Genomic DNA, 17,743 nt, shown 5'->3' on the forward strand with positions numbered 1-17,743 from the left:
CACCCTACGGGCGCGGCTTTATAGCTGCGCCCAGGCGTTCAGGAATATACCGGCCAAGTCTCGACGATCTTGCCGCCACGCACCGCCAGCAAATCGCCAAACTGCAGCAACACCGACTCGGTCTGGGTTGGTCGCAGGAACACCTGGTCATCTACTGCCAGGCCCACCGCCTGCGAGCCATTGACCATTTCCTGATTTGAACTGCGCCCGTACAGCCCGTTGCTCTGCAACCCGGCCGGCGATTCGAACTCGGCCATCCAGTTACCGCCATAGATGAAGTAGGTCTCACGCTGGTTGATGTCCCACCACGACAACAGCCTGGACTTGCCGTCCAGTGCGGGAATCTGCACCGCCCCCGTACGCTTCAACACCGGGGTCGCGATCCAGGTCGCCGGCACGTGCTCGACCAGCGAGGGCAAATCGTAATGGGTCGGCTTGAGCATCGCCGTACCCACCGACACCTCGCTGCTCAGCGACTCCTGCTGATGCATGCGATAGCTGGGACTGCCCGCGGTATTGAGCGTCAGGTCCGGGCGCCAGAGGTCGGCAAACTGTTGCCGAGTGAAGTCGACGTAGCCGTTGTACTGAGTCATGACCTTGGCAAACAGCTCATCGGCACTGCCGAGGATGCCCGGCACCCCCATGCCGACAAAGGGGTCGTAGCCCATGAACCCGGCAAACTGCAGGTGCTGCGCGTTGGCACGGATCAGCCCCAGCATCTGCCCCAGGGTGGCCGTGTCTGCCACGCCGCCGCGATGCAGGCCGACATCCAGCTCGATGTTCACCCGCAATTGGGTACCCAATCCCCGGGCCAATGCCAGGTACTGTTGCAGATGCTCCGGAGTATCGAGCAACCATTGCAACTGCCGCGCCGGATCGAACGCGCCTTTGTGGGCTTGATAGAACAGCTCGGCCGAACGCACCGGCAGCGGCTTGCCCAAGAGGATGTCGGACTCGGGGAAAACCAGTGCATCATGATTGAGAAACGGCTGATGAAACGACATCAGTCGCTGGGTTCCCGCGCGCTTGCAGATGTAGGCCAACAGCCCCGGTGACGGCAGGGATTTCTCCACGAGGCGCAGGTGCTTGCCACCGCGCTTGACCGACTGCATCACCACATCGATGTTGTGGTCCAGGCGATCCAGATCGATCAGCAGCACCGGGCGCATCGGGCCGTGCTCCTTCAACTGCTGATTCAGGGCCCTGAAGTACTCGGAATAGGCGCTGCCCCGGTCGCCGGGGCGCAGCAACACACCCACGCCCAACAGCAACACGCCAAGCCCTGCGGCCCCAGCGAGGAAATTGCGTCGATCGATGCTCATCCACTGACTCCCAGGATCGATGACAAATGCGCGTTGAGGAACTTGCCGCCAGGGTCTAACGCATCGCGAACCTCACGAAACTCCTGCCAGCGCGGGTACAGCGCTTGCAGGTTACGCGCGTTCAAACTGTGCAACTTGCCCCAATGCGGGCGGCCGGCGTACTTCCAGAAAATCGGCTCGATGGCCGCGAAGAAGTTGTGATGGTCCATCTGGTAATGCTGATGCACCGAGATCGAACAACTGTCGCGCCCCTCGAACATGCTCAGAGGGATGTCATCCGCTTTGACGTAGCGGTACTCGATGGGAAACCAGGTGCGCAGGTCCTTGTCCGTGATCAGTTTGATGATCTCGCGCAGGCAGGCCGGGCCATGTTCGGCCGGCACCGAGTACTCCATTTCGTTGAAACGTACCGTGCGCACATTGGCATAGATGTCGAAGGAGTCACCGACCCGATCATCAAAATTGGCAATGTGCCGCAGACTATTGAGCAAGGTACGACGGGCATCAGGGAAATCACTGACGTACTTGTCGAACTTCTCGATGAGGTTGACGAATTCATTGCCCCCCTCCTCCTCGGCACTGATCGGCGGGGTCACAGGATCGGTGGTTTCGTTGAGGGCCATCGACAAGGCGTAGTCCGAATGGGTGACCACCAGCATTTCCCAGTGCTGGTTGTCGCGGGTGTGTTTTTCCACGTCCTCCAGCAGTTCTTCAGTCTTGGCGATCCACTGGTGTTCGCGCAGGCGGTAGGCGGGGCGATTCTGCATGCGGATCTTGCTGACCACCCCCAATGCCCCCAGCGACACCCGCGCCGCGTTGAATACCTGCGGGTTGTGGCTGCTGTCGCAGTCAAGCACCTCCCCCGTGGCCGTGACCAGTTGCAAACCGGCGACGTAGGCGGAATAGGAGGGAAACTGTTTGCCGGTGCCATGGGTCGAGGTGGAGATCGCACCTGCCAGGGTCTGGTAGTCGATATCGGCCATGTTGCTCAGGCCCTGGCCGACTTCCTTCAAGGCCAGGCCCATGCGCGACATCGGCGTGCCGGCGCCAAATTCGGCCTGCAGGGTCTGTGGATCATGATTGAGCAGGCCGCTGAAGTTGCTCAGCGACAACAAGGTGCCATCGGTGGGCACCAGGGCGCTGAACGAGTGCGCCGAACCCACCGGGCGAATCTTGCCCGGGGCGCGGCCGATCACCTGCACCAGTTCATCCAGATCCTTCGGCGCCAGGCGAGCCTCGGGCAGGCAGCTCTGGGCACCCGACCAGTTGCGCCAGGGAATCAGGCGTGGCGCGCGCACCAACTGTGCCAGCACCGGGTTGCTGCTCAAGGCCGTCAGGGCGCCGACCAGGCTGGCCCGCTGCAAAAGCTGGCGTCGTGTGAGGTCCATCGTCATCAATCCCACCTTGTGCTTTTTATTGGAGGTGTTGGCCGGACATGAAGCTGATCAGCGCCAGGAAATCGGCTTCGCTGCATTGCATGCACATGCCCATCGGGGGCATGCCGTTGTGGCCGTTGATGGTGTGATCCAGCAGGCTGTCCACGCCTTGTTGCAGGCGCGGCTGCCACGCTACCTGGTCGCCGGTCAGCGGCGCGCCCGAGGCCGGGTTGGCGTGGCACAACTTGCAACTGGTGTCGTAGGTGCGCGCCAACCCGGCATCGGCGGGCATGCTCGCGGCTGCGGCCACGCGATCAGGTGCGCTCTTTGGCTCCTCGCCGCAGCCACCCAGCCCCCCGAGCACCAGCACCAGCGCCGCCCCACGCCAGGAAAACCGCCACTCGGCTCGAATCAGTGCCCACATAAGTTTCCTCACTTGTTCTGCGCCGCGGCCTGGCGCATTTTTTGTTGTAAAGACCGGCCACTGAACACTAAGGCAGTCGCTGCCTGGGGTTGAGGGCATTGGGGGTCAACAAGGGGGCTTTCGAGGCCATGCGCGTCGAGCTGCCTCCGACCAAGGCGTGACGGTTTGTTACACCCGCAGCGCGCCAAATCGACTACTCTTGGGCCAGACGTTTACAGCCAAACCGCTCTAGAATGCACTTTAGCGGGGAGGTAGCCGACCTTGTAGCAGCTGGCGAAGCCTGCGTTCGAGTGCGCACGAAGTGGATTGATCACCAGCAGCTTGCTAGGCGTATAACCCATAGAGCGATATTTTGCCTGCACGCCGTCTGCCGACCCCAGGTCCTCAGCCAGCGTGCCCACATCCAGTACGGGGTAGTTTCATGAGCACACAAAACATTCTCAGCACACTGTTTCCTGCTCTCGCCGACATCCCCGAGCCGTACCGCCCAGGTGAACCGATCGAGCAACGCGAGTACCTGGTGGAGGGCACCCTGCGCACGTGGGACGGCCCACTGGCGGTGGTTCGCAGCCCGGTGTACCTGGACGTCGACGGGGTCGACGAACAAGTCATTCTCGGCAGCACCCCGCTGCTCGATGCCGAAACCGCCCTCACCGCCCTCGACGCCGCCGTGCGCGCCTACGACCGGGGCCAGGGCAGTTGGCCGACGATGCGCGTGGCCGAGCGGATCCAGCATGTGGAGGCGTTCCTGGGGCGCATGCGCGAACAGCGCGCGGCCGTGGTCAAGCTGTTGATGTGGGAAATCGGCAAGAACCTCAAGGACTCGGAAAAAGAGTTCGACCGCACCTGCGACTACATCGTCGACACCATCAACGCCCTCAAGGAGCTGGACCGTCGCTCCAGCCGCTTTGAACTGGAGCAGGACACCCTCGGCCAGATCCGCCGCGTACCTCTGGGCGTCGCCCTGTGCATGGGGCCTTACAACTACCCGCTCAACGAGACCTTCACCACCCTGATCCCGGCGTTGATCATGGGCAATACCGTGGTGTTCAAGCCCGCCAAGCTGGGAGTGCTGCTGATTCGCCCGCTGCTGGAAGCCTTCCGCGACAGCTTCCCGGCCGGGGTGATCAACGTGATCTACGGCAGTGGCCGCGAGACCGTCAGCGCGCTGATGGCCAGCGGCAAGATCGACATCTTTGCCTTTATCGGCACCAACAAGGCTGCCAGCGACCTGAAGAAGCTGCACCCCAAGCCCCACCGCTTGCGTGCCGCCCTGGGGCTGGATGCCAAGAACCCTGGCATCGTGCTGCCCGAGGTTGATCTGGACAACGCGGTCAACGAAGCCGTCACCGGCTCGCTGTCGTTCAACGGCCAGCGCTGCACCGCGTTGAAAATCCTGTTTGTGCATGAAGAGGTGGTCGACCGCTTCATCGAGAAATTCAACCACAAGCTCGCCACCCTCAAGCCCGGCATGCCATGGGAAAACGGCGTGGCACTGACGCCACTGCCGGAGTCGGGCAAGGTCGACTACCTGCACGGCCTGGTGGATGACGCCGTACGCAAAGGCGCCAAGGTGATCAACGCCAACGGCGGCCAGGCCCGTGGTTCGTTCTTCTACCCGGCGGTGCTGTACCCGGTGACCACCGACATGCGCGTCTATCAGGAAGAGCAGTTCGGCCCGGTGGTGCCTATCGTGCCTTATCGTGATCTGGATACGGTGATCGACTACGTCCTGGAGTCAGACTTCGGTCAACAGCTGAGCGTATTCGGCACCAACGCCGCCGAAGTGGGACGCCTGGTGGACACCTTTGCCAATCAGGTCGGCCGCATTAACATCAACGCCCAGTGCCAGCGTGGCCCGGACACCTTCCCGTTCAACGGAAGGAAGAATTCGGCTGAAGGCACGCTGTCGGTACACGACGCCTTGCGTACGTTCTCGATTCGTACCCTGGTGGCGACCAAGTTCCAGGAGAGCAACAAAACCTTGATCAGCGACATCATCCGCGGACGGGAGTCGAGCTTCCTGACGACCGACTACATTTTCTAGCACACGACTCAAGGACACCCCGGCAACCCGATGACCGCCTTTCGCTCACTGCGCCTGCCACCCTTGTTGCGGCGCCTGCTACGGCCCTTGCTGGACCCGTACCGGCGCTACCGCAACGCCCGGGTGATCCACGCCATCCGGGTCTCGCTGGGCCTGCTGGCGACCATCCTGCTGACCACGGGGATCAACCTGCCCCATGGCGAATGGGCGTCCGTCACCATGCTGGTGGTGATCGGTGGCCTGCAACACCACGGCAACATCGGTAAAAAAGCCGCCGAGCGCGCCTATGGCACATTGATCGGGGCCGCCGTGGGGTTGCTGCTGGTGCTACAGCAGGCCTGGCTTGGCCTGCCGTGGCTGACCTACTTCGGCATGTCGGTGGTCTGCGGCTTCTTCTCCTACCACGCCATTGGCAAGGGCGGTTATACCGCGCTGCTGTCGGCGATCACCGTGTTCATCGTCGCCGGCCACGGCGACAACCATGTCACCGATGGACTGTGGCGTACCGTGGATATCCTCATCGGCATCGTCCTGGCCCTGGCATTTTCCTTCGCCCTGCCGCTGTATGCGGTGTACTCCTGGCGTTACAAACTGGCTGGGGCACTGAGTGACTGCGCAAGCATCTACAGCCGGATCATCAGCGGGCAGTCGGTAACCGACGACCACTACCTCAAACTCCTCGGGCGCTTGAACGGCGTGATGGTGCAACTGCGCTCGCTGATGCCCTCGGTGTCCAAGGAAGTACGCATCTCCATGACCGAACTGGACGCCCTGCAACGCAACTTGCGGCTGTGCATCAGCACCCTGGAAATCCTCGCCAACACCCGCCCCGACACCCGCGATGAACACGCCATGGCGCAGATGCAACTGGCGCTCAAAGCCGAGCATCGCGAGATTCGCCGCCTGCTGATCGGCATGGCGCGCGCCCTGCAATCGGGCGCCACCGAGCGCCTTGAACGCAACAGCAGTGAGCCGCTGCTGCAAAACGCGATGGAGGCGCCGGTGTACAGCGCTCTGGACGGCTACCGGTTGTTGACCCGGCAACTGGCAAACAACCTCAACGAGATGCGCCAGCGCCTGGTCAAGTCGGCACCCCACTGGAAGATCTGAGAAGCGCTCAGGAGGTCACGGCTTTGCGAGTGGCGCTGCCCCAACCTTGTTGCATGCCGGCAGCCGCCAGCAGAATCGCCGCCACTCCGATCCATTGCAGCAGCTCCAGGCGATGACCAAAAGCCAGCCAGTCGACCAGAATGGCAGCGATCGGGTAGATGAACGACAGCGCTCCGGTCAACGCGGTCGGCAGCTTCTGGATCGCGCCGTACAACAGCACGTACATCACCCCGGTGTGGACAATGCCCAGGGTCAGCAGGCTGGCCCAGGCCGTCGAGTGTTGTGGCAACGCCGACCAATTGGCCCAGGGCGCCAGCAACAGCACGCCGGTGCAGACCTGGATCAGCGCAATCAAGTGCGGCGGCGTGCCGGTCAGGCGCTTGATGATCAGCGCAGCAAAGGCGTACAGCAGCGCCGCGCCCAACGCCAGGGCAATCCCCAGCAGGTACTGATCGCCGCCCGCGCCCTGCTCGCCATGGGCACTGACGATCGCCAGCATCCCGAGAAACGCCAGCCCCAGCCAGGACAGCTTTTGCAGGCTGATCTTCTCGCCGAGAAACAACACCGCCAGCCCCACCAGCATGAACGGCTGCACGTTGTACACCGCGGTGCCGATGGCAATCGAAGCCCGCGAGTAGGAAGCAAACAGCAGCACCCAGTTACCGACAATCGCCACCCCGCTGAGTACGGCCAACAGGAAGGTGGTGCGACTCAGCAGGCCCGGACGCAAAAAACCGAACATCGCGCAAATCAGCAACAGGGTCGCGGCGCCGAACACGCAGCGCCAGAACACCACATCCAGTACCGGCTGGCCGCTGACCAGCACGAACCAGCCGATGGTTCCGGAAATCAGCATGGCGGCGGTCATTTCCAGCGAGCCGCGGCGAAGGGTGTTGTCCATGATCAGGTTCCTCGTTGTGAGCGCAAAGTATGGCGCTGAGGTATCTGCCGCCTCCATGGCCAAATGCAGGCTAAACTGCGTATTCACCTTTTTTATCAAGGCAATTTTGAGTTATTGCCTAAGAGGCTTCAGATGACTGACGACATTGATCAACTGCTGATCAGCGCCCTGATGCAGGACTCCCGGCGCTCGCTCAAGGCCCTGGCGCAGATCAGCGGCCTGTCCTCACCCAGCGTCGCCGAGCGCCTGCGCCGCCTCGAAGAGCGCGGCGTACTCACCGGCTACACCGTCGAAATCGACCCCAAGAGTTTTGGCTACCAGTTGCAAGCCATCGTGCGCATCCGCCCACTGCCCGGCCAGTTGCAGCATGTCGAACGACAGATCCAGGCCATCCCCGAGTTCACCGAATGTGACAAGGTCACCGGCGACGACTGCTTCATCGCGCGCCTGCACGTGCGCTCGATGGAACAGCTCGACACCCTGCTCGACCGCCTCAACAGCTACGCCGAGACCAACACCGCGATCGTCAAGAAAACCCCGGTCAAACGCCGCCTGCCGCCGATGGCGTGAGTGTGGTCCGACGCACAACGGCGTAGAGTGCAATTTTTCCGGCGAAGGATTGGCGGCATGAAAATTCACGGCGTGCTCCTGGCAACGATGCTGCTGTCAGGCTGCGGAACGGTACAGACGGTGGTGCGCAGCGACGAAGCGGCGGCAGCCAGCCTCAAGGAACAGAAAAGCTACTGCGGCGCCGTACCCCGAATCTACAGCGGGGTGACTTATGACTTCTGCACTCTCTACGCACCGCTGAAGGAAGGCATCGACGCGCAAAAACACGACAACGGCACCATCATAGTGTTGATCGATGCGCTGATTTCCGGCGTGCTGGACACCGCCCTGCTGCCATACACCATCTACCGGCAACAGGCTGACGGCAGCATCATCGTCACCGAGTGAAGCCCGGCCGAATGCCAGGCAAAAAAAACCCGCCGAAGCGGGTTTTTTAGTATCAGGAGCGCCGATCAATCATCGCGGCTCATGATGCCGAACAGCTGCAACAAGCTGACGAACAGGTTGTAGATCGATACATACAGGCTGATGGTCGCCATGATGTAGTTACGCTCGCCGCCATGGATGATGGCGCTGGTCTGGAACAGGATGCAGACCGAGGAGAACAGCACGAAGCCAGCGCTGATCGCCAGTTGCAGGCCGCTGATCTGGAAGAACATGCTCGCCAGCACCGCGCCCAGCAGGACGAAGAAACCTGCTGTGATGAAACCACCGAGGAAGCTCATGTCCTTGCGGGTAATCAGCACATAGGCCGACAGGCCGCCGAACACCAGCGCAGTCATGGCGAAGGCCGAGCTGACCACTTCAGCGCCGCCCTGCATGCCCAGGTAACGGTTAAGGATCGGGCCGAGCAGAAAGCCCATGAAACCGGTCAGGGCAAAAGCCGACACCAGGCCCCAGGCCGAATCACGAAGTTTGTTGGTGAGGAAGAACAGGCCATAGAAGCCGATCAGCACCACAAAGATGTTCGGATAACCGACCCGCATCTGCTGCGCCACGAACGCCATCACACCGCTGAAGGCCAGGGTAAGGGCGAGCAAGCCGTACGTGTTGCGCAGGACGCGGCTAACCTCTAGCTGCTCAGCCTGCACGCTGTTATTAACTGCGTAATCCTGTTCGCGCATGGCGACACTCCTGTAGGTTTGAAACGTTCAGTCGCAAAGATCATAACAGACGCTCTGTAACTAGCTATGCAGAGAGTTTGACAGTGTGTTTCATTCGGGTATTATGGCGCCCGCAAAGCAGTTTGGAAGCGTGGCCGAGTGGTTTAAGGCAACGGTCTTGAAAACCGTCGATGGGCAACTATCCTAGAGTTCGAATCTCTACGCTTCCGCCACATTTATACGACAAAGCCCTGATTTTTCAGGGCTTTGTCGTTTCTGGGGTTTGGCTTTCCTGTCACCCCTGCGCTGATTTTCCCTGATGGAACAGCCAGAAATCATCGTTGATTCCCGGTCATCTCCCTGGCGTCCTGCCAATCGAACACCCATCCCAATCGCCCTGATTCATGACAACAAACTGAAGCGCGTAACATGCTATTAGAAACAAATCCGGCCGGGTTGATGCAGCCATCTGGCGCGGTGGATACTTAAAGCTCTCGCTGCACCACATCACGACAAGGAATTCAGATGACCGACATTCACGGCGAATTCGAGCGAAGCAAGTACTTCCATCGCTCGCGGATCGACAGGCGTTCAGCGGATGCACTCGTTGGCTTGGCAGCAGGCCTCGCCGCCGACGGCGTCGTATCGACCGCCGAAGGGCTGTTCCTCAGGGATTGGCTGGAAACGAATCTGGCCCACCTTGATGATCCGGTCATCAACCTGCTTTATTCACGCCTCGCCAATATGCTCCTGGACGGGGTGCTGGATGCAGATGAATCCCTTGAGCTAATCGGTCTGCTGCAAGGGTTTTCTGGCCTGAGCAGCGAAAAACCCAAGGCTGGCGATCACACCTTCACCCCGCCCAATGACCTCCCCTTCAATCACCCTGAACCCGCTATCACTTGGGACGGCAATTTGTTTGTTTTCACCGGAATCATGGCCTATGGACCGCGTAAAGACTGCCAGGTCCTGGTGGAGGAGCGTGGCGGCATTATTGGCGGCGGGGTCAGCAAGAAAATTCATTACCTGGTGGTTGGCAGTATTGGCAATGACCAGTGGCGCCATAGCACCTATGGGACAAAGATAATCAAAGCGGTCGAACTCAGAGAGGCCGGCTCCCCTATCGCCATCATCGGTGAGCAGCAATGGCAGCGTGCCCTTTTTGGCTGACGTATTGAGCTGGACAGTCCGACGCGATCTGCTGCAACGCGATGCCCTGCAAGGGTTCCTGAATGCCAAACAAACCACCGGAAAGCAAAGTGACAACAACCGCTGCCGACATTGAGCGATCTATCCAGGCCCTGAACAAAATGGCCGAACGTCTTTGGGGCGATGGCAGGGAGGCTGAGGCGAAAGCCCTTCTGGATGCATTGGACGCGCTGAACCGAGCCCTGGATCGAATAAGGATTGGCGAGAGTCGCAGAGTGCTTCATTGAGATTCCCCAGGATCAGCCCGTACTCGATCAATCGCGGTCCGAAAAGGGCCAATGCGGGCTTTAAGCTAATAACTAAAAAGTATTTATTGAGTGTTTTTTAGATCATCTACATTCCCCTCACGAGCTGCGCAATGTTGTCCCAGCAACAGCGATCCCCGCTGTTGCCAGGGCAACAGTCGCCCAACAGTTCGCTGCCCAAGCAACAGCAGTTGCCCTGTAAAAACACCATAAGCGTTTGATTTATATGATTATTCAAACCATGGAACGACTCTTGCTCTGACGGCTGTACATCCCCTACTCGCACAGGAACACAGCCCATGAGCACCCCACTAAAAGTCGTCGCCGTTTCCGGTGGTACCTTTCGCCCTTCGCGCACTCTGGTGCTGGTCCAGGCCATTGTTGCGGAGCTGGCTCGCTACCTGCCCATCGACAGCCGCATCATCGAACTGGGCGACATTGTCCGTCCGCTGGGCAGCGCCCTGTCCCGTCAGGAGCTGCCGGAAACCGTCGAGTTCGAGTTGCAAGCCATCGAATCGGCGGACCTGCTGGTGGTGGCGGCGCCGGTCTACCGTGGTTCGTACCCGGGCCAGTTCAAGCACCTGTTCGACCTGATTGGCCACGATGCACTGATCGACACCCCGGTATTGCTGGCGGCCACGGGTGGCAGCGATCGGCATGCGCTGGTAATCGATCACCAGTTACGCCCGCTGTTCAGCTTCTTCCAGTCCGTGACCCTGCCCTTGGGCGTGTATGCCTCGCAGGCTGATTTCAGTGACTACCAGATCACCAGTGAAGCGCTGAACACCCGCATCCGCCTGGCCGTGGAACGGGCTGCGCCGCTGTTCAGCGCCCATGCCGCCGACCTGCGCAAGACAGCCTGAGGAGCCGCTCGTGACCGCCATCAATCGATCTCGACTGCAAACCCCGCTGCAGATCGCCCGCACCCTCGCGGCCGAGTTTTCCCGCACCGCCGCCGAACGCGACCAAGTGGGTGGCACACCGAAGGCCGAGCGCGATGCGTTGCGCCGCAGCGGCCTGCTGGCGATGAAAATCGACCCGCAGTACGGCGGCCTGGGCGCCAGTTGGAGCGACACCCTGGAGGTGGTCCGCGAGTTCGCCAGGGTCGACAGTTCGATCGCCCATGTATTCGGCTTCCAACACCTGATGCTGGCCACGGTGCGCCTGTTTTCCCGGCCCGAACAATGGCAGCCGTGGTTCGAGCAGACCGCGCGCAACAACTGGTTCTGGGGCAATGCCCTGAACCCGCTGGACACCCGCACCCTGTCCAAACAGTTTGCCGGCTACCGCGAGTTCTCCGGGCGCAAGAGTTTCTGCTCCGGCTCCGCCGATTCGGAAATGCTGATTGCCTCGGCGCTGCATGAGTCCACCCACGGCAAGCTGTTGATCGCCGCCATCCCCAGTCATCGCACCGGTATCACCTTGCATGGTGACTGGGACAACATCGGCCAACGCCAGACCGACAGCGGCAGCGCCACCTTTGAACGGGTGCGCGTGGAAGAAAACGAACTGCTGCTCGATCCCGGGCCGCTGAGCACACCCTTTGCCTGCCTGCGCCCGCTGATTGCCCAACTGACCTTCACCAATATCTTCCTCGGCATCGCCGAAGGTGCCTTCGAAGAGGCGCGCAACTACACCCTCAAGGAAACCCGCCCCTGGTTCAAGGCCAGCGTCGAGCAGGCCAACCAGGACCCCTATGTGCTGCGCCATTACGGCGAGTTCTGGGTCGGGCTCCAGAGCGTGCGCCTGCTCACCGAGCGCGCCAACGCCTTGCTCGACCAGGCCTGGAGCAAAGAACAACGGCTCGACGCCGAGGAGCGTGGCCAACTGGCGCTGGCCATCGCTACGGCCAAGGTCGCCGCCACCCGCACTGGCCTGGACCTGGCTAGCCGCCTGTTCGAAGTCACCGGCGCCCGTGCCACCCACGCCGCGCTGCGCCTGGACCGGCATTGGCGCAACCTGCGCACCCAGACCCTGCACGACCCCGTGGACTACAAGCTCCACGAACTGGGTGACTGGGCGCTCAACACGGCCCTGCCCACTCCGACCTTTTACTCATAGGCCCGACCATGCAACTACTCACGCTGCCGCCCTCTCCTGCCCTGGCCACCTCGATACGCGCCACCGCGCAAGTGTTCGAAGACCCCAAATCACAGGCACTGCTGGCGCACCTGCAACAAGTCGCCCCCAGTGATGCCAGCGTGTTGATCATCGGCGAAACCGGGACCGGCAAGGAACTGGTGGCCCGTCACCTGCACAACCTCAGCGCCCGGCGCAACAAGCCGTTTATCGCGGTCAACTGCGGCGCGTTCTCCGAAAGCCTGGTGGAGGCCGAACTGTTCGGTCATGAAAAAGGCGCCTTCACCGGTGCCCTCAGCGCCAAGGCCGGCTGGTTCGAGGAGGCCAACGGCGGCACCCTGTTCCTCGACGAGATCGGCGATTTGCCGATGCCGATCCAGGTCAAGTTGCTGCGGGTGCTGCAGGAGCGTGAAGTGGTGCGCCTGGGTTCGCGTAAAAGCATTCCGATCGATGTGCGGGTGCTGGCGGCAACCAACGTGCAGCTGGAAAAAGCCATCAACGCCGGACACTTTCGCGAGGACCTGTACTACCGGCTGAACGTGGTCAGCCTGGAGCTGAGTCCACTGCGCGAGCGGCCCGGGGATATTCTGCCGCTGATCCGGCACTTCATCGCCGAATACAGCCGCCGCCTGGGCTACGGCGAAGTGGCGCTGGACAGCGAGGCCGAGCAGAAGCTGGTGGGCTACTCCTGGCCGGGCAATATCCGCGAGCTGGAAAACGTCATTCACCACACCCTGCTGATCTGCCGCAATCACCTGATCCGCGTCCACGACCTGCACCTGTCCAACTTGCGTATCGAGCGCCAGGACGCCAGCAGCAGCGCCACCGACGACAGCGCCGACGCTTTGTTGCAGCAAGCCTTCCAGCGCCTGTTCGAGGAAGAAAGCGGCGCCCTTCACGAGCGGGTCGAGCACGCGTTGCTGCGCGCGGCCTATCAGTTCAGCCACTACAACCAGGTGCACACCGCGAGCCTGCTGGGCCTGAGTCGCAACATCACCCGAGCCATGCTGATCAAGGTCGGTGAGTTGGTGGTCAACAAGCGCCGCCCGACCCAGGATGGCCAGGCGGTGAAAGTTGCCAACCTGTCGATCTGAGCCAGGCCACCGCGCTCATTCGGGCAAAACAATGCCGACTCTGGTGTCCTTTACGCCAATGCCGCGGCCTGGGGCGCGAGCGCCTCGCGCTCCAGCTCACGCACCAGCGGCAACACCTTGCGACCGAAGTACTCCACCTCTTCGTGAAAGTGCAGGAAACCACTGAGCACCAGGTCCACGCCCACGGCCTTGAGGGCGACGATCCGCTCGGCAATCTGCTGTGGCGTACCGATCAGATTGGTCTTGAAGCCATCGTTGTACTGCACCAGGTCTTCGAAGGTCGACTTGGCCCAGTTACCCTCGCCTTCGGGGCTGGAGGCACCGGCATTTTTCGCCTCGCCACCAAAACCGTTGACCGCTTCCGGGTCGGCCTTGGCGATGATTTCCTGCAATACCGCGCGCGCCTGCGCTTCGGTTTCACGGGCGATGACAAAGGCATTCACGCCGATTTTCACCGAGTGGCCATTGATCGCCGCCTTCGCGCGGATATCGTCGACCTGGGCCTTGATCCCTTCCACCGTGTTGCCGTTGGTGAAGTACCAGTCGGAGACACGCGAAGCCATGTCCCGCGCCGCGCGTGAGCTGCCCCCCTGGAAAATTTCCGGGTGCGGTTGCTGCAACGGCTTGGGTTTGAGCGTGTAGTTGTGGAAGCGGTAGAAATCACCGTGAAAACTGAAGTTGTCCTGGGTCCAGATGCCCTTCAGCGCCCGGATGAACTCTTCGGAACGACGATAGCGCTCATCATGGTCCAGCCACGGCTCGCCGATCGCGCGGAACTCGCCCTTGAACCAGCCCGAGACAATATTGACCGCCACCCGGCCATTGGTGAACTGGTCGATAGTCGCCAACTGTTTGGCCGCCAACACCGGACTCCAGGGACCCGGCAGGATCGCGGCGATGACCTTGAGCTTTTCGGTAGCGGCCAACAGCGCGTGGCTGATGGTCACCGATTCGTGCTGGTTTTCTGCGCCATAACCGGCGGTGAAGCGGATCTGCGACAAGGCGTATTCGAAGCCGGCCCGTTCGGCGATCTGCGCCAGCTTGCGGTTGTAGTCGATATCCCAACTGGTGCGCTGTTCGATCTTGCTGACCACCAGCCCGCCGCTGACATTGGGCACCCAGTAGGCAAATTTGATGTTGTCGTGGCTCATTGCATGTACTCCTGCTGGCAGAGGCCACCGCGGCACCTGCAACAGGACTAGAGCAGCAACCGTGCCACCTTAATTAACCATTATTAATCAAATAGTTATGTGTATTTTCTGCGAAAGCCAAGTGTCGCCCAGCGCACAGGCTGTTGATCAACTGTTGCGCGCACAACACTGGCGTGCGAAGCCCTGCGCCGCGATGCGCCCTGGTCGTTGTTGCCGGGCGGTCAGCACTTCAGCAAGTTGCCCGCCAGGCGACAGCCGTGAGCAGCGCAAATCCCGCCGAATCCCCTGTTATCGCGGGGTTTGCCACGCCAGGCACGACCTGTGCACTGGCAGCAGGACGCAACAGCTGCACTGCGTTGTTGCTTCTCTTGCCTTCGATTAAGGAACTGCCCCATGACCATCCAGCAGCAGCACCTGCCCCTTGCCAGTGGCGCCGACTACCAGGCCCTGGCCGAGCGCTTCCGACCGATCTTCGCGCGCATCGCTGCCGGCGCCCTGCAGCGCGAGCACAGTCGCAGCCTGCCCTTTGAGCCTGTGCAGTGGCTCAAGGAAGCCGGCTTTGGTGCCGTGCGCGTACCCGTGCAGTACGGTGGCGCGGGGGCGACCCTGCCGCAATTGTTCGAACTGCTGATCGAGCTGGCCGCCGCCGACTCCAACCTGCCCCAGGCGTTGCGCGGGCACTTCGCGTTTGTCGAGGACCGCCTCAACGCCCAGGCCGACACGCCGCAGGACCTCTGGTTCGAACGTTTTGTCCAGGGTGAGCTGGTCGGCAACGCCTGGACCGAAGTCGGCAGCGTGAAGATCGGCGAGGTCGGCACCCGCGTCTCGCGCCTGGGTGAGCAGTGGGTGGTCAGCGGCACCAAGTACTACAGCACCGGCAGCATCTTTGCCGACTGGATCGACCTCTACGCCCAGCGCGATGACAACGGTGCCGACGTGATCGCCGCCGTGCGTGTGCAACAGCCGGGCATCAGCCAGAGCGACGATTGGGACGGTTTTGGCCAACGCACCACCGGCAGCGGCACCTCAGTGTTCGTCAACGCAGTGGTGGAGCCCGAGAATCTGTTGGACTTCGCCACCCGCTTCAAATACCAGACGGCCTTTTATCAACTGGTGCTGCTGGCGGTCCAGACCGGTGCCGGGCGCGCCGCCGTGCTCGATATCAGCGAAGAAGTGCGCACCCGCAAACGCGTCTTCAGCACCGGCAACGCCAGCCACGTCAGTCAGGATGTCCAGGTGCAGCAAGTGCTGGGCAAGGCTTCGGCGCAGGTCTACGCCGCCCACGCCACCACCCTGCGCGCGGCGACGGCCTTGCAGTTGGCGTATGAAAGCCGCTTCGCCCAGGACCCGGTCGCTGAACGCGCCGCCAACATCGCCGCCGAACTGGAGTCGGCCCAGGCCCAGGTGGTCATCGCCGACCTGGTGCTGCGCGCCACCAGCGACCTGTTCAACGCCCTCAGCGCCTCGGCCACCAGCACCACCAAGGCCTTCGATCGACACTGGCGCAACGCGCGCACCGCCGCCTCGCACAACCCGCTGATCTACAAGGAACGGATCATCGGCGACTGGGAAATCAACGGCACCGAACCGCCGTACGTCTGGCAGATCGGTGCGGGGTCTAAATAAGACGGGGCTTGTAGGAGCAAGGCTTGCCCGCGATGGCGAACCTTCGTCTGCCATCGCGGGCAAGCCGCGCTCCTACAGAGGTGCGTTGCACCTAACTTACCCCACTGGTGAAGATTGGCCCTGGATTTGCAGTGACTGTAATCGTTATGACCCACTACCCGGTCAAGATCGGGAAAACAGCGGGTCTACTTCGGGCAGCTAGCATCCGACGGGCAGGTGAACTATGTGTGGTCATTTTGTTCAGCACGAGGGCATGGCGGCCTTCATCGCAGCGTTAAACCCCAAAGGCGCGGTGCCTACCGGCTACCAGAACCAGTCGCTGCGGCCATTCAACGTCGCGCCAGCCAAGTGCGCGCAGGTCCTGCACGGTTGCGAGGACGGGCTTCATATTGATGCCGTGCGTTGGGGTTGGGCGCCTTTTGGGGCACGCGGCAAGCAACCTGATTCAGTGCAGATGCCGGTGGAAACCGTTTCGACGCAGACCGATTTCAGGTTGCTCTGGCCCAATGGCCGGGCCGTAGTGCCCAGCGATGGCTGGTACGAGTGGGTGGATGATGCGCAAGCGCCGCATACCCCGCACCTGTATTTCATGCGCCTGCGAAGTCGTCAGCCGATGTTCTTTGCCGCACTGGCCCACATCCATCGTGGAGATGCACCGCACCAGGGGGGCGGCTTTGTGATCCTGACCACCGCTGGTGACACGCGCATAACCCGCATTCACCACCGCAGGCCACTGGTGCTGGCAGCGGACCATGCCAACGAATGGCTTGACCCGATGCTCTCGCCCCAGCGCGCCGAAGAAATCGCCAGGCACCATTGCCTGCCCTGTGCAGATTTTGAGTGGCTTCAGGTCAACCTGGCCCTGGACAACACCGCCAGTCATTTGCGCCGCTCCGCATGAGCCCGCCGGTGTCAGGCCAGTGGCCGGCGTTTTTCATAACGCACATCCCGGGCATCCACCCTGGCCACCACCGTCCAGCCCAGGCGCTGATAAAAGCCATTGGCGCGGATTTCCTGACGGCCATCGGTCACCAGGAAAATGCGCTCATGGGCCCGGAACAGTTCGGCTTCGGCGGCGGCCATCAACAGGCGCCCCAGGCCTCTATTTTCATAGGCCGGGCGGACAAACATGGCAAACACCTCGCCTTCGTCGCGGTCAATCATGGAAAACGCCACCGGCCGTTCATCGACCTCTGCGATCCACACACAAGGCCCCTCCTTGATCGCCGAATTCAACACTTGCGCGGTTATACCCAGCGCGTCCATCTGCTCCCGGCTCAAGTGGTTCTGCGCCACTGAAGTGCGAATCTCGAACAGGCTTTCGACATCCTCCACCGTGGCCATTCGCGTGCGCACACTCATCTGCCCATCTCCTGAAGATCGTGCGCCATTGTAGAAAGGCGCCGGGGGCGGGATAAACAGATTGATTGTTGGAGATCTGTAACCCAGGCCAAAACCCTGCGCTCGCCCTTGGACTAAGCTCAAA

18 protein-coding genes and 1 tRNA gene are annotated in these 17,743 nt (G+C 61.5%); 12 read left to right on the plus strand and 7 right to left on the minus strand.

Features of this window, described 5'->3' with window-relative positions:
- Positions 1–38: 38 nt before the first annotated feature.
- The 3 genes from ACM6IP_RS00465 to ACM6IP_RS00475 all read right to left on the minus strand — a co-directional run bounded on the left by ACM6IP_RS00465 (position 39) and on the right by ACM6IP_RS00475 (position 3,122).
- Complete coding sequence (locus ACM6IP_RS00465) at positions 39–1,247, minus strand: DSD1 family PLP-dependent enzyme (protein WP_414860726.1); 1,209 nt, start codon at positions 1,245–1,247, stop codon at positions 39–41.
- 71 nt (positions 1,248–1,318) lie between these two features.
- On the minus strand, positions 1,319–2,650 hold the full coding sequence (locus ACM6IP_RS00470) for a D-arabinono-1,4-lactone oxidase (protein ID WP_414860727.1): 1,332 nt from the start codon (positions 2,648–2,650) through the stop codon (positions 1,319–1,321).
- 85 nt (positions 2,651–2,735) lie between these two features.
- The gene (locus ACM6IP_RS00475; RefSeq protein WP_401128252.1) at positions 2,736–3,122 is read right to left on the minus strand and encodes a c-type cytochrome; all 387 of its coding nucleotides are present in this window, start codon (positions 3,120–3,122) and stop codon (positions 2,736–2,738) included.
- Positions 3,123–3,543: 421 nt separating this feature from the next.
- Between ACM6IP_RS00475 and ACM6IP_RS00480 the strand changes: the two genes are divergently transcribed.
- Both ACM6IP_RS00480 and ACM6IP_RS00485 read left to right on the plus strand, forming a co-directional pair.
- Positions 3,544–5,169 carry an NADP-dependent glyceraldehyde-3-phosphate dehydrogenase gene (locus tag ACM6IP_RS00480; RefSeq protein ID WP_414860687.1) on the plus strand — a complete coding sequence of 542 codons (1,626 nt, stop codon included), beginning with the start codon at positions 3,544–3,546 and terminating at the stop codon, positions 5,167–5,169.
- 30 nt (positions 5,170–5,199) lie between these two features.
- On the plus strand, positions 5,200–6,279 hold the full coding sequence (locus tag ACM6IP_RS00485; RefSeq protein ID WP_414860688.1) for an FUSC family protein: 1,080 nt from the start codon (positions 5,200–5,202) through the stop codon (positions 6,277–6,279).
- 7 nt (positions 6,280–6,286) lie between these two features.
- Here ACM6IP_RS00485 and ACM6IP_RS00490 read toward each other — a convergent pair whose 3' ends face one another.
- Entirely contained in the window at positions 6,287–7,180 is an 894-nt protein-coding gene (locus tag ACM6IP_RS00490) for a DMT family transporter (protein ID WP_414860689.1), read from the minus strand.
- 132 nt (positions 7,181–7,312) lie between these two features.
- Between ACM6IP_RS00490 and ACM6IP_RS00495 the strand changes: the two genes are divergently transcribed.
- Complete coding sequence (locus tag ACM6IP_RS00495; protein ID WP_095169274.1) at positions 7,313–7,750, plus strand: Lrp/AsnC family transcriptional regulator; 438 nt, start codon at positions 7,313–7,315, stop codon at positions 7,748–7,750.
- Between the two features lie 57 nt (positions 7,751–7,807).
- Positions 7,808–8,137, plus strand: a complete 330-nt coding sequence (locus tag ACM6IP_RS00500; RefSeq protein WP_159994760.1) for a YceK/YidQ family lipoprotein — start codon at positions 7,808–7,810, stop codon at positions 8,135–8,137.
- Positions 8,138–8,202: 65 nt separating this feature from the next.
- Here ACM6IP_RS00500 and ACM6IP_RS00505 read toward each other — a convergent pair whose 3' ends face one another.
- Positions 8,203–8,874, minus strand: coding sequence for a Bax inhibitor-1/YccA family protein (locus ACM6IP_RS00505; protein WP_095169276.1), 672 nt, complete (start codon positions 8,872–8,874; stop codon positions 8,203–8,205).
- Between the two features lie 124 nt (positions 8,875–8,998).
- Between ACM6IP_RS00505 and ACM6IP_RS00510 the strand changes: the two genes are divergently transcribed.
- The 6 genes from ACM6IP_RS00510 (at position 8,999) to ACM6IP_RS00535 (ending at position 13,480) form a co-directional block, all read left to right on the plus strand.
- Positions 8,999–9,086 (plus strand) — tRNA-Ser (locus ACM6IP_RS00510).
- Between the two features lie 292 nt (positions 9,087–9,378).
- Entirely contained in the window at positions 9,379–10,023 is a 645-nt protein-coding gene (locus tag ACM6IP_RS00515; protein ID WP_095169277.1) for an NAD-dependent DNA ligase, read from the plus strand.
- A gap of 62 nt (positions 10,024–10,085) precedes the next feature.
- On the plus strand, positions 10,086–10,289 hold the full coding sequence (locus ACM6IP_RS00520) for a hypothetical protein (RefSeq protein WP_095169278.1): 204 nt from the start codon (positions 10,086–10,088) through the stop codon (positions 10,287–10,289).
- Positions 10,290–10,606: 317 nt separating this feature from the next.
- Positions 10,607–11,170 (plus strand): FMN reductase, encoded by a 564-nt coding sequence (gene msuE, locus ACM6IP_RS00525; protein WP_095169279.1) that lies wholly within the window; start codon positions 10,607–10,609, stop codon positions 11,168–11,170.
- On the plus strand, positions 11,142–12,368 hold the full coding sequence (locus ACM6IP_RS00530; RefSeq protein WP_371917596.1) for an acyl-CoA dehydrogenase family protein: 1,227 nt from the start codon (positions 11,142–11,144) through the stop codon (positions 12,366–12,368). The genes msuE and ACM6IP_RS00530 overlap by 29 nt, the downstream gene beginning before the upstream one ends.
- A gap of 8 nt (positions 12,369–12,376) precedes the next feature.
- Positions 12,377–13,480: a sigma-54 interaction domain-containing protein gene (locus ACM6IP_RS00535; RefSeq protein ID WP_095169281.1), complete on the plus strand. Its 1,104-nt coding sequence runs from the start codon at positions 12,377–12,379 to the stop codon at positions 13,478–13,480.
- A 50-nt stretch (positions 13,481–13,530) separates the two neighbouring features.
- Here ACM6IP_RS00535 and sfnG read toward each other — a convergent pair whose 3' ends face one another.
- Entirely contained in the window at positions 13,531–14,631 is a 1,101-nt protein-coding gene (sfnG, locus tag ACM6IP_RS00540) for a dimethylsulfone monooxygenase SfnG (protein ID WP_414860690.1), read from the minus strand.
- Positions 14,632–15,024: 393 nt separating this feature from the next.
- Here sfnG and ACM6IP_RS00545 point away from each other — a divergent pair, with 393 nt between their 5' ends.
- Both ACM6IP_RS00545 and ACM6IP_RS00550 read left to right on the plus strand, forming a co-directional pair.
- Complete coding sequence (locus ACM6IP_RS00545) at positions 15,025–16,257, plus strand: acyl-CoA dehydrogenase family protein (protein ID WP_095169283.1); 1,233 nt, start codon at positions 15,025–15,027, stop codon at positions 16,255–16,257.
- Positions 16,258–16,480: 223 nt separating this feature from the next.
- The gene (locus ACM6IP_RS00550) at positions 16,481–17,158 is read left to right on the plus strand and encodes an SOS response-associated peptidase family protein (RefSeq protein WP_095169284.1); all 678 of its coding nucleotides are present in this window, start codon (positions 16,481–16,483) and stop codon (positions 17,156–17,158) included.
- 11 nt (positions 17,159–17,169) lie between these two features.
- Here the strand turns inward: ACM6IP_RS00550 and ACM6IP_RS00555 are convergent, their stop codons facing one another.
- Positions 17,170–17,619 (minus strand): GNAT family N-acetyltransferase, encoded by a 450-nt coding sequence (locus tag ACM6IP_RS00555; RefSeq protein ID WP_095169285.1) that lies wholly within the window; start codon positions 17,617–17,619, stop codon positions 17,170–17,172.
- Positions 17,620–17,743 lie beyond the last annotated feature (124 nt).

The sequence above is a fragment of the Pseudomonas sp. IT-P176 genome, assembly GCF_949767245.1.
Lineage (GTDB): Bacteria > Pseudomonadota > Gammaproteobacteria > Pseudomonadales > Pseudomonadaceae > Aquipseudomonas.

What these genes read in the sequence shown, in the direction of transcription:
- ACM6IP_RS00475 (WP_401128252.1), bottom strand. Translation starts at nt 3,122, where the DNA reads ATGTGGGCACTGATTCGAGCCGAGTGGCGGTTTTCCTGGCGTGGGGCG.
- ACM6IP_RS00480 (WP_414860687.1), top strand. Translation starts at nt 3,544, where the DNA reads ATGAGCACACAAAACATTCTCAGCACACTGTTTCCTGCTCTCGCCGAC.
- ACM6IP_RS00485 (WP_414860688.1), top strand. Translation starts at nt 5,200, where the DNA reads ATGACCGCCTTTCGCTCACTGCGCCTGCCACCCTTGTTGCGGCGCCTG.
- ACM6IP_RS00490 (WP_414860689.1), bottom strand. Translation starts at nt 7,180, where the DNA reads ATGGACAACACCCTTCGCCGCGGCTCGCTGGAAATGACCGCCGCCATG.
- ACM6IP_RS00495 (WP_095169274.1), top strand. Translation starts at nt 7,313, where the DNA reads ATGACTGACGACATTGATCAACTGCTGATCAGCGCCCTGATGCAGGAC.
- ACM6IP_RS00500 (WP_159994760.1), top strand. Translation starts at nt 7,808, where the DNA reads ATGAAAATTCACGGCGTGCTCCTGGCAACGATGCTGCTGTCAGGCTGC.
- ACM6IP_RS00505 (WP_095169276.1), bottom strand. Translation starts at nt 8,874, where the DNA reads ATGCGCGAACAGGATTACGCAGTTAATAACAGCGTGCAGGCTGAGCAG.
- ACM6IP_RS00515 (WP_095169277.1), top strand. Translation starts at nt 9,379, where the DNA reads ATGACCGACATTCACGGCGAATTCGAGCGAAGCAAGTACTTCCATCGC.
- ACM6IP_RS00520 (WP_095169278.1), top strand. Translation starts at nt 10,086, where the DNA reads ATGCCAAACAAACCACCGGAAAGCAAAGTGACAACAACCGCTGCCGAC.
- msuE (WP_095169279.1), top strand. Translation starts at nt 10,607, where the DNA reads ATGAGCACCCCACTAAAAGTCGTCGCCGTTTCCGGTGGTACCTTTCGC.
- ACM6IP_RS00530 (WP_371917596.1), top strand. Translation starts at nt 11,142, where the DNA reads ATGCCGCCGACCTGCGCAAGACAGCCTGAGGAGCCGCTCGTGACCGCC.
- ACM6IP_RS00535 (WP_095169281.1), top strand. Translation starts at nt 12,377, where the DNA reads ATGCAACTACTCACGCTGCCGCCCTCTCCTGCCCTGGCCACCTCGATA.
- sfnG (WP_414860690.1), bottom strand. Translation starts at nt 14,631, where the DNA reads ATGAGCCACGACAACATCAAATTTGCCTACTGGGTGCCCAATGTCAGC.
- ACM6IP_RS00545 (WP_095169283.1), top strand. Translation starts at nt 15,025, where the DNA reads ATGACCATCCAGCAGCAGCACCTGCCCCTTGCCAGTGGCGCCGACTAC.
- ACM6IP_RS00550 (WP_095169284.1), top strand. Translation starts at nt 16,481, where the DNA reads ATGTGTGGTCATTTTGTTCAGCACGAGGGCATGGCGGCCTTCATCGCA.
- ACM6IP_RS00555 (WP_095169285.1), bottom strand. Translation starts at nt 17,619, where the DNA reads ATGAGTGTGCGCACGCGAATGGCCACGGTGGAGGATGTCGAAAGCCTG.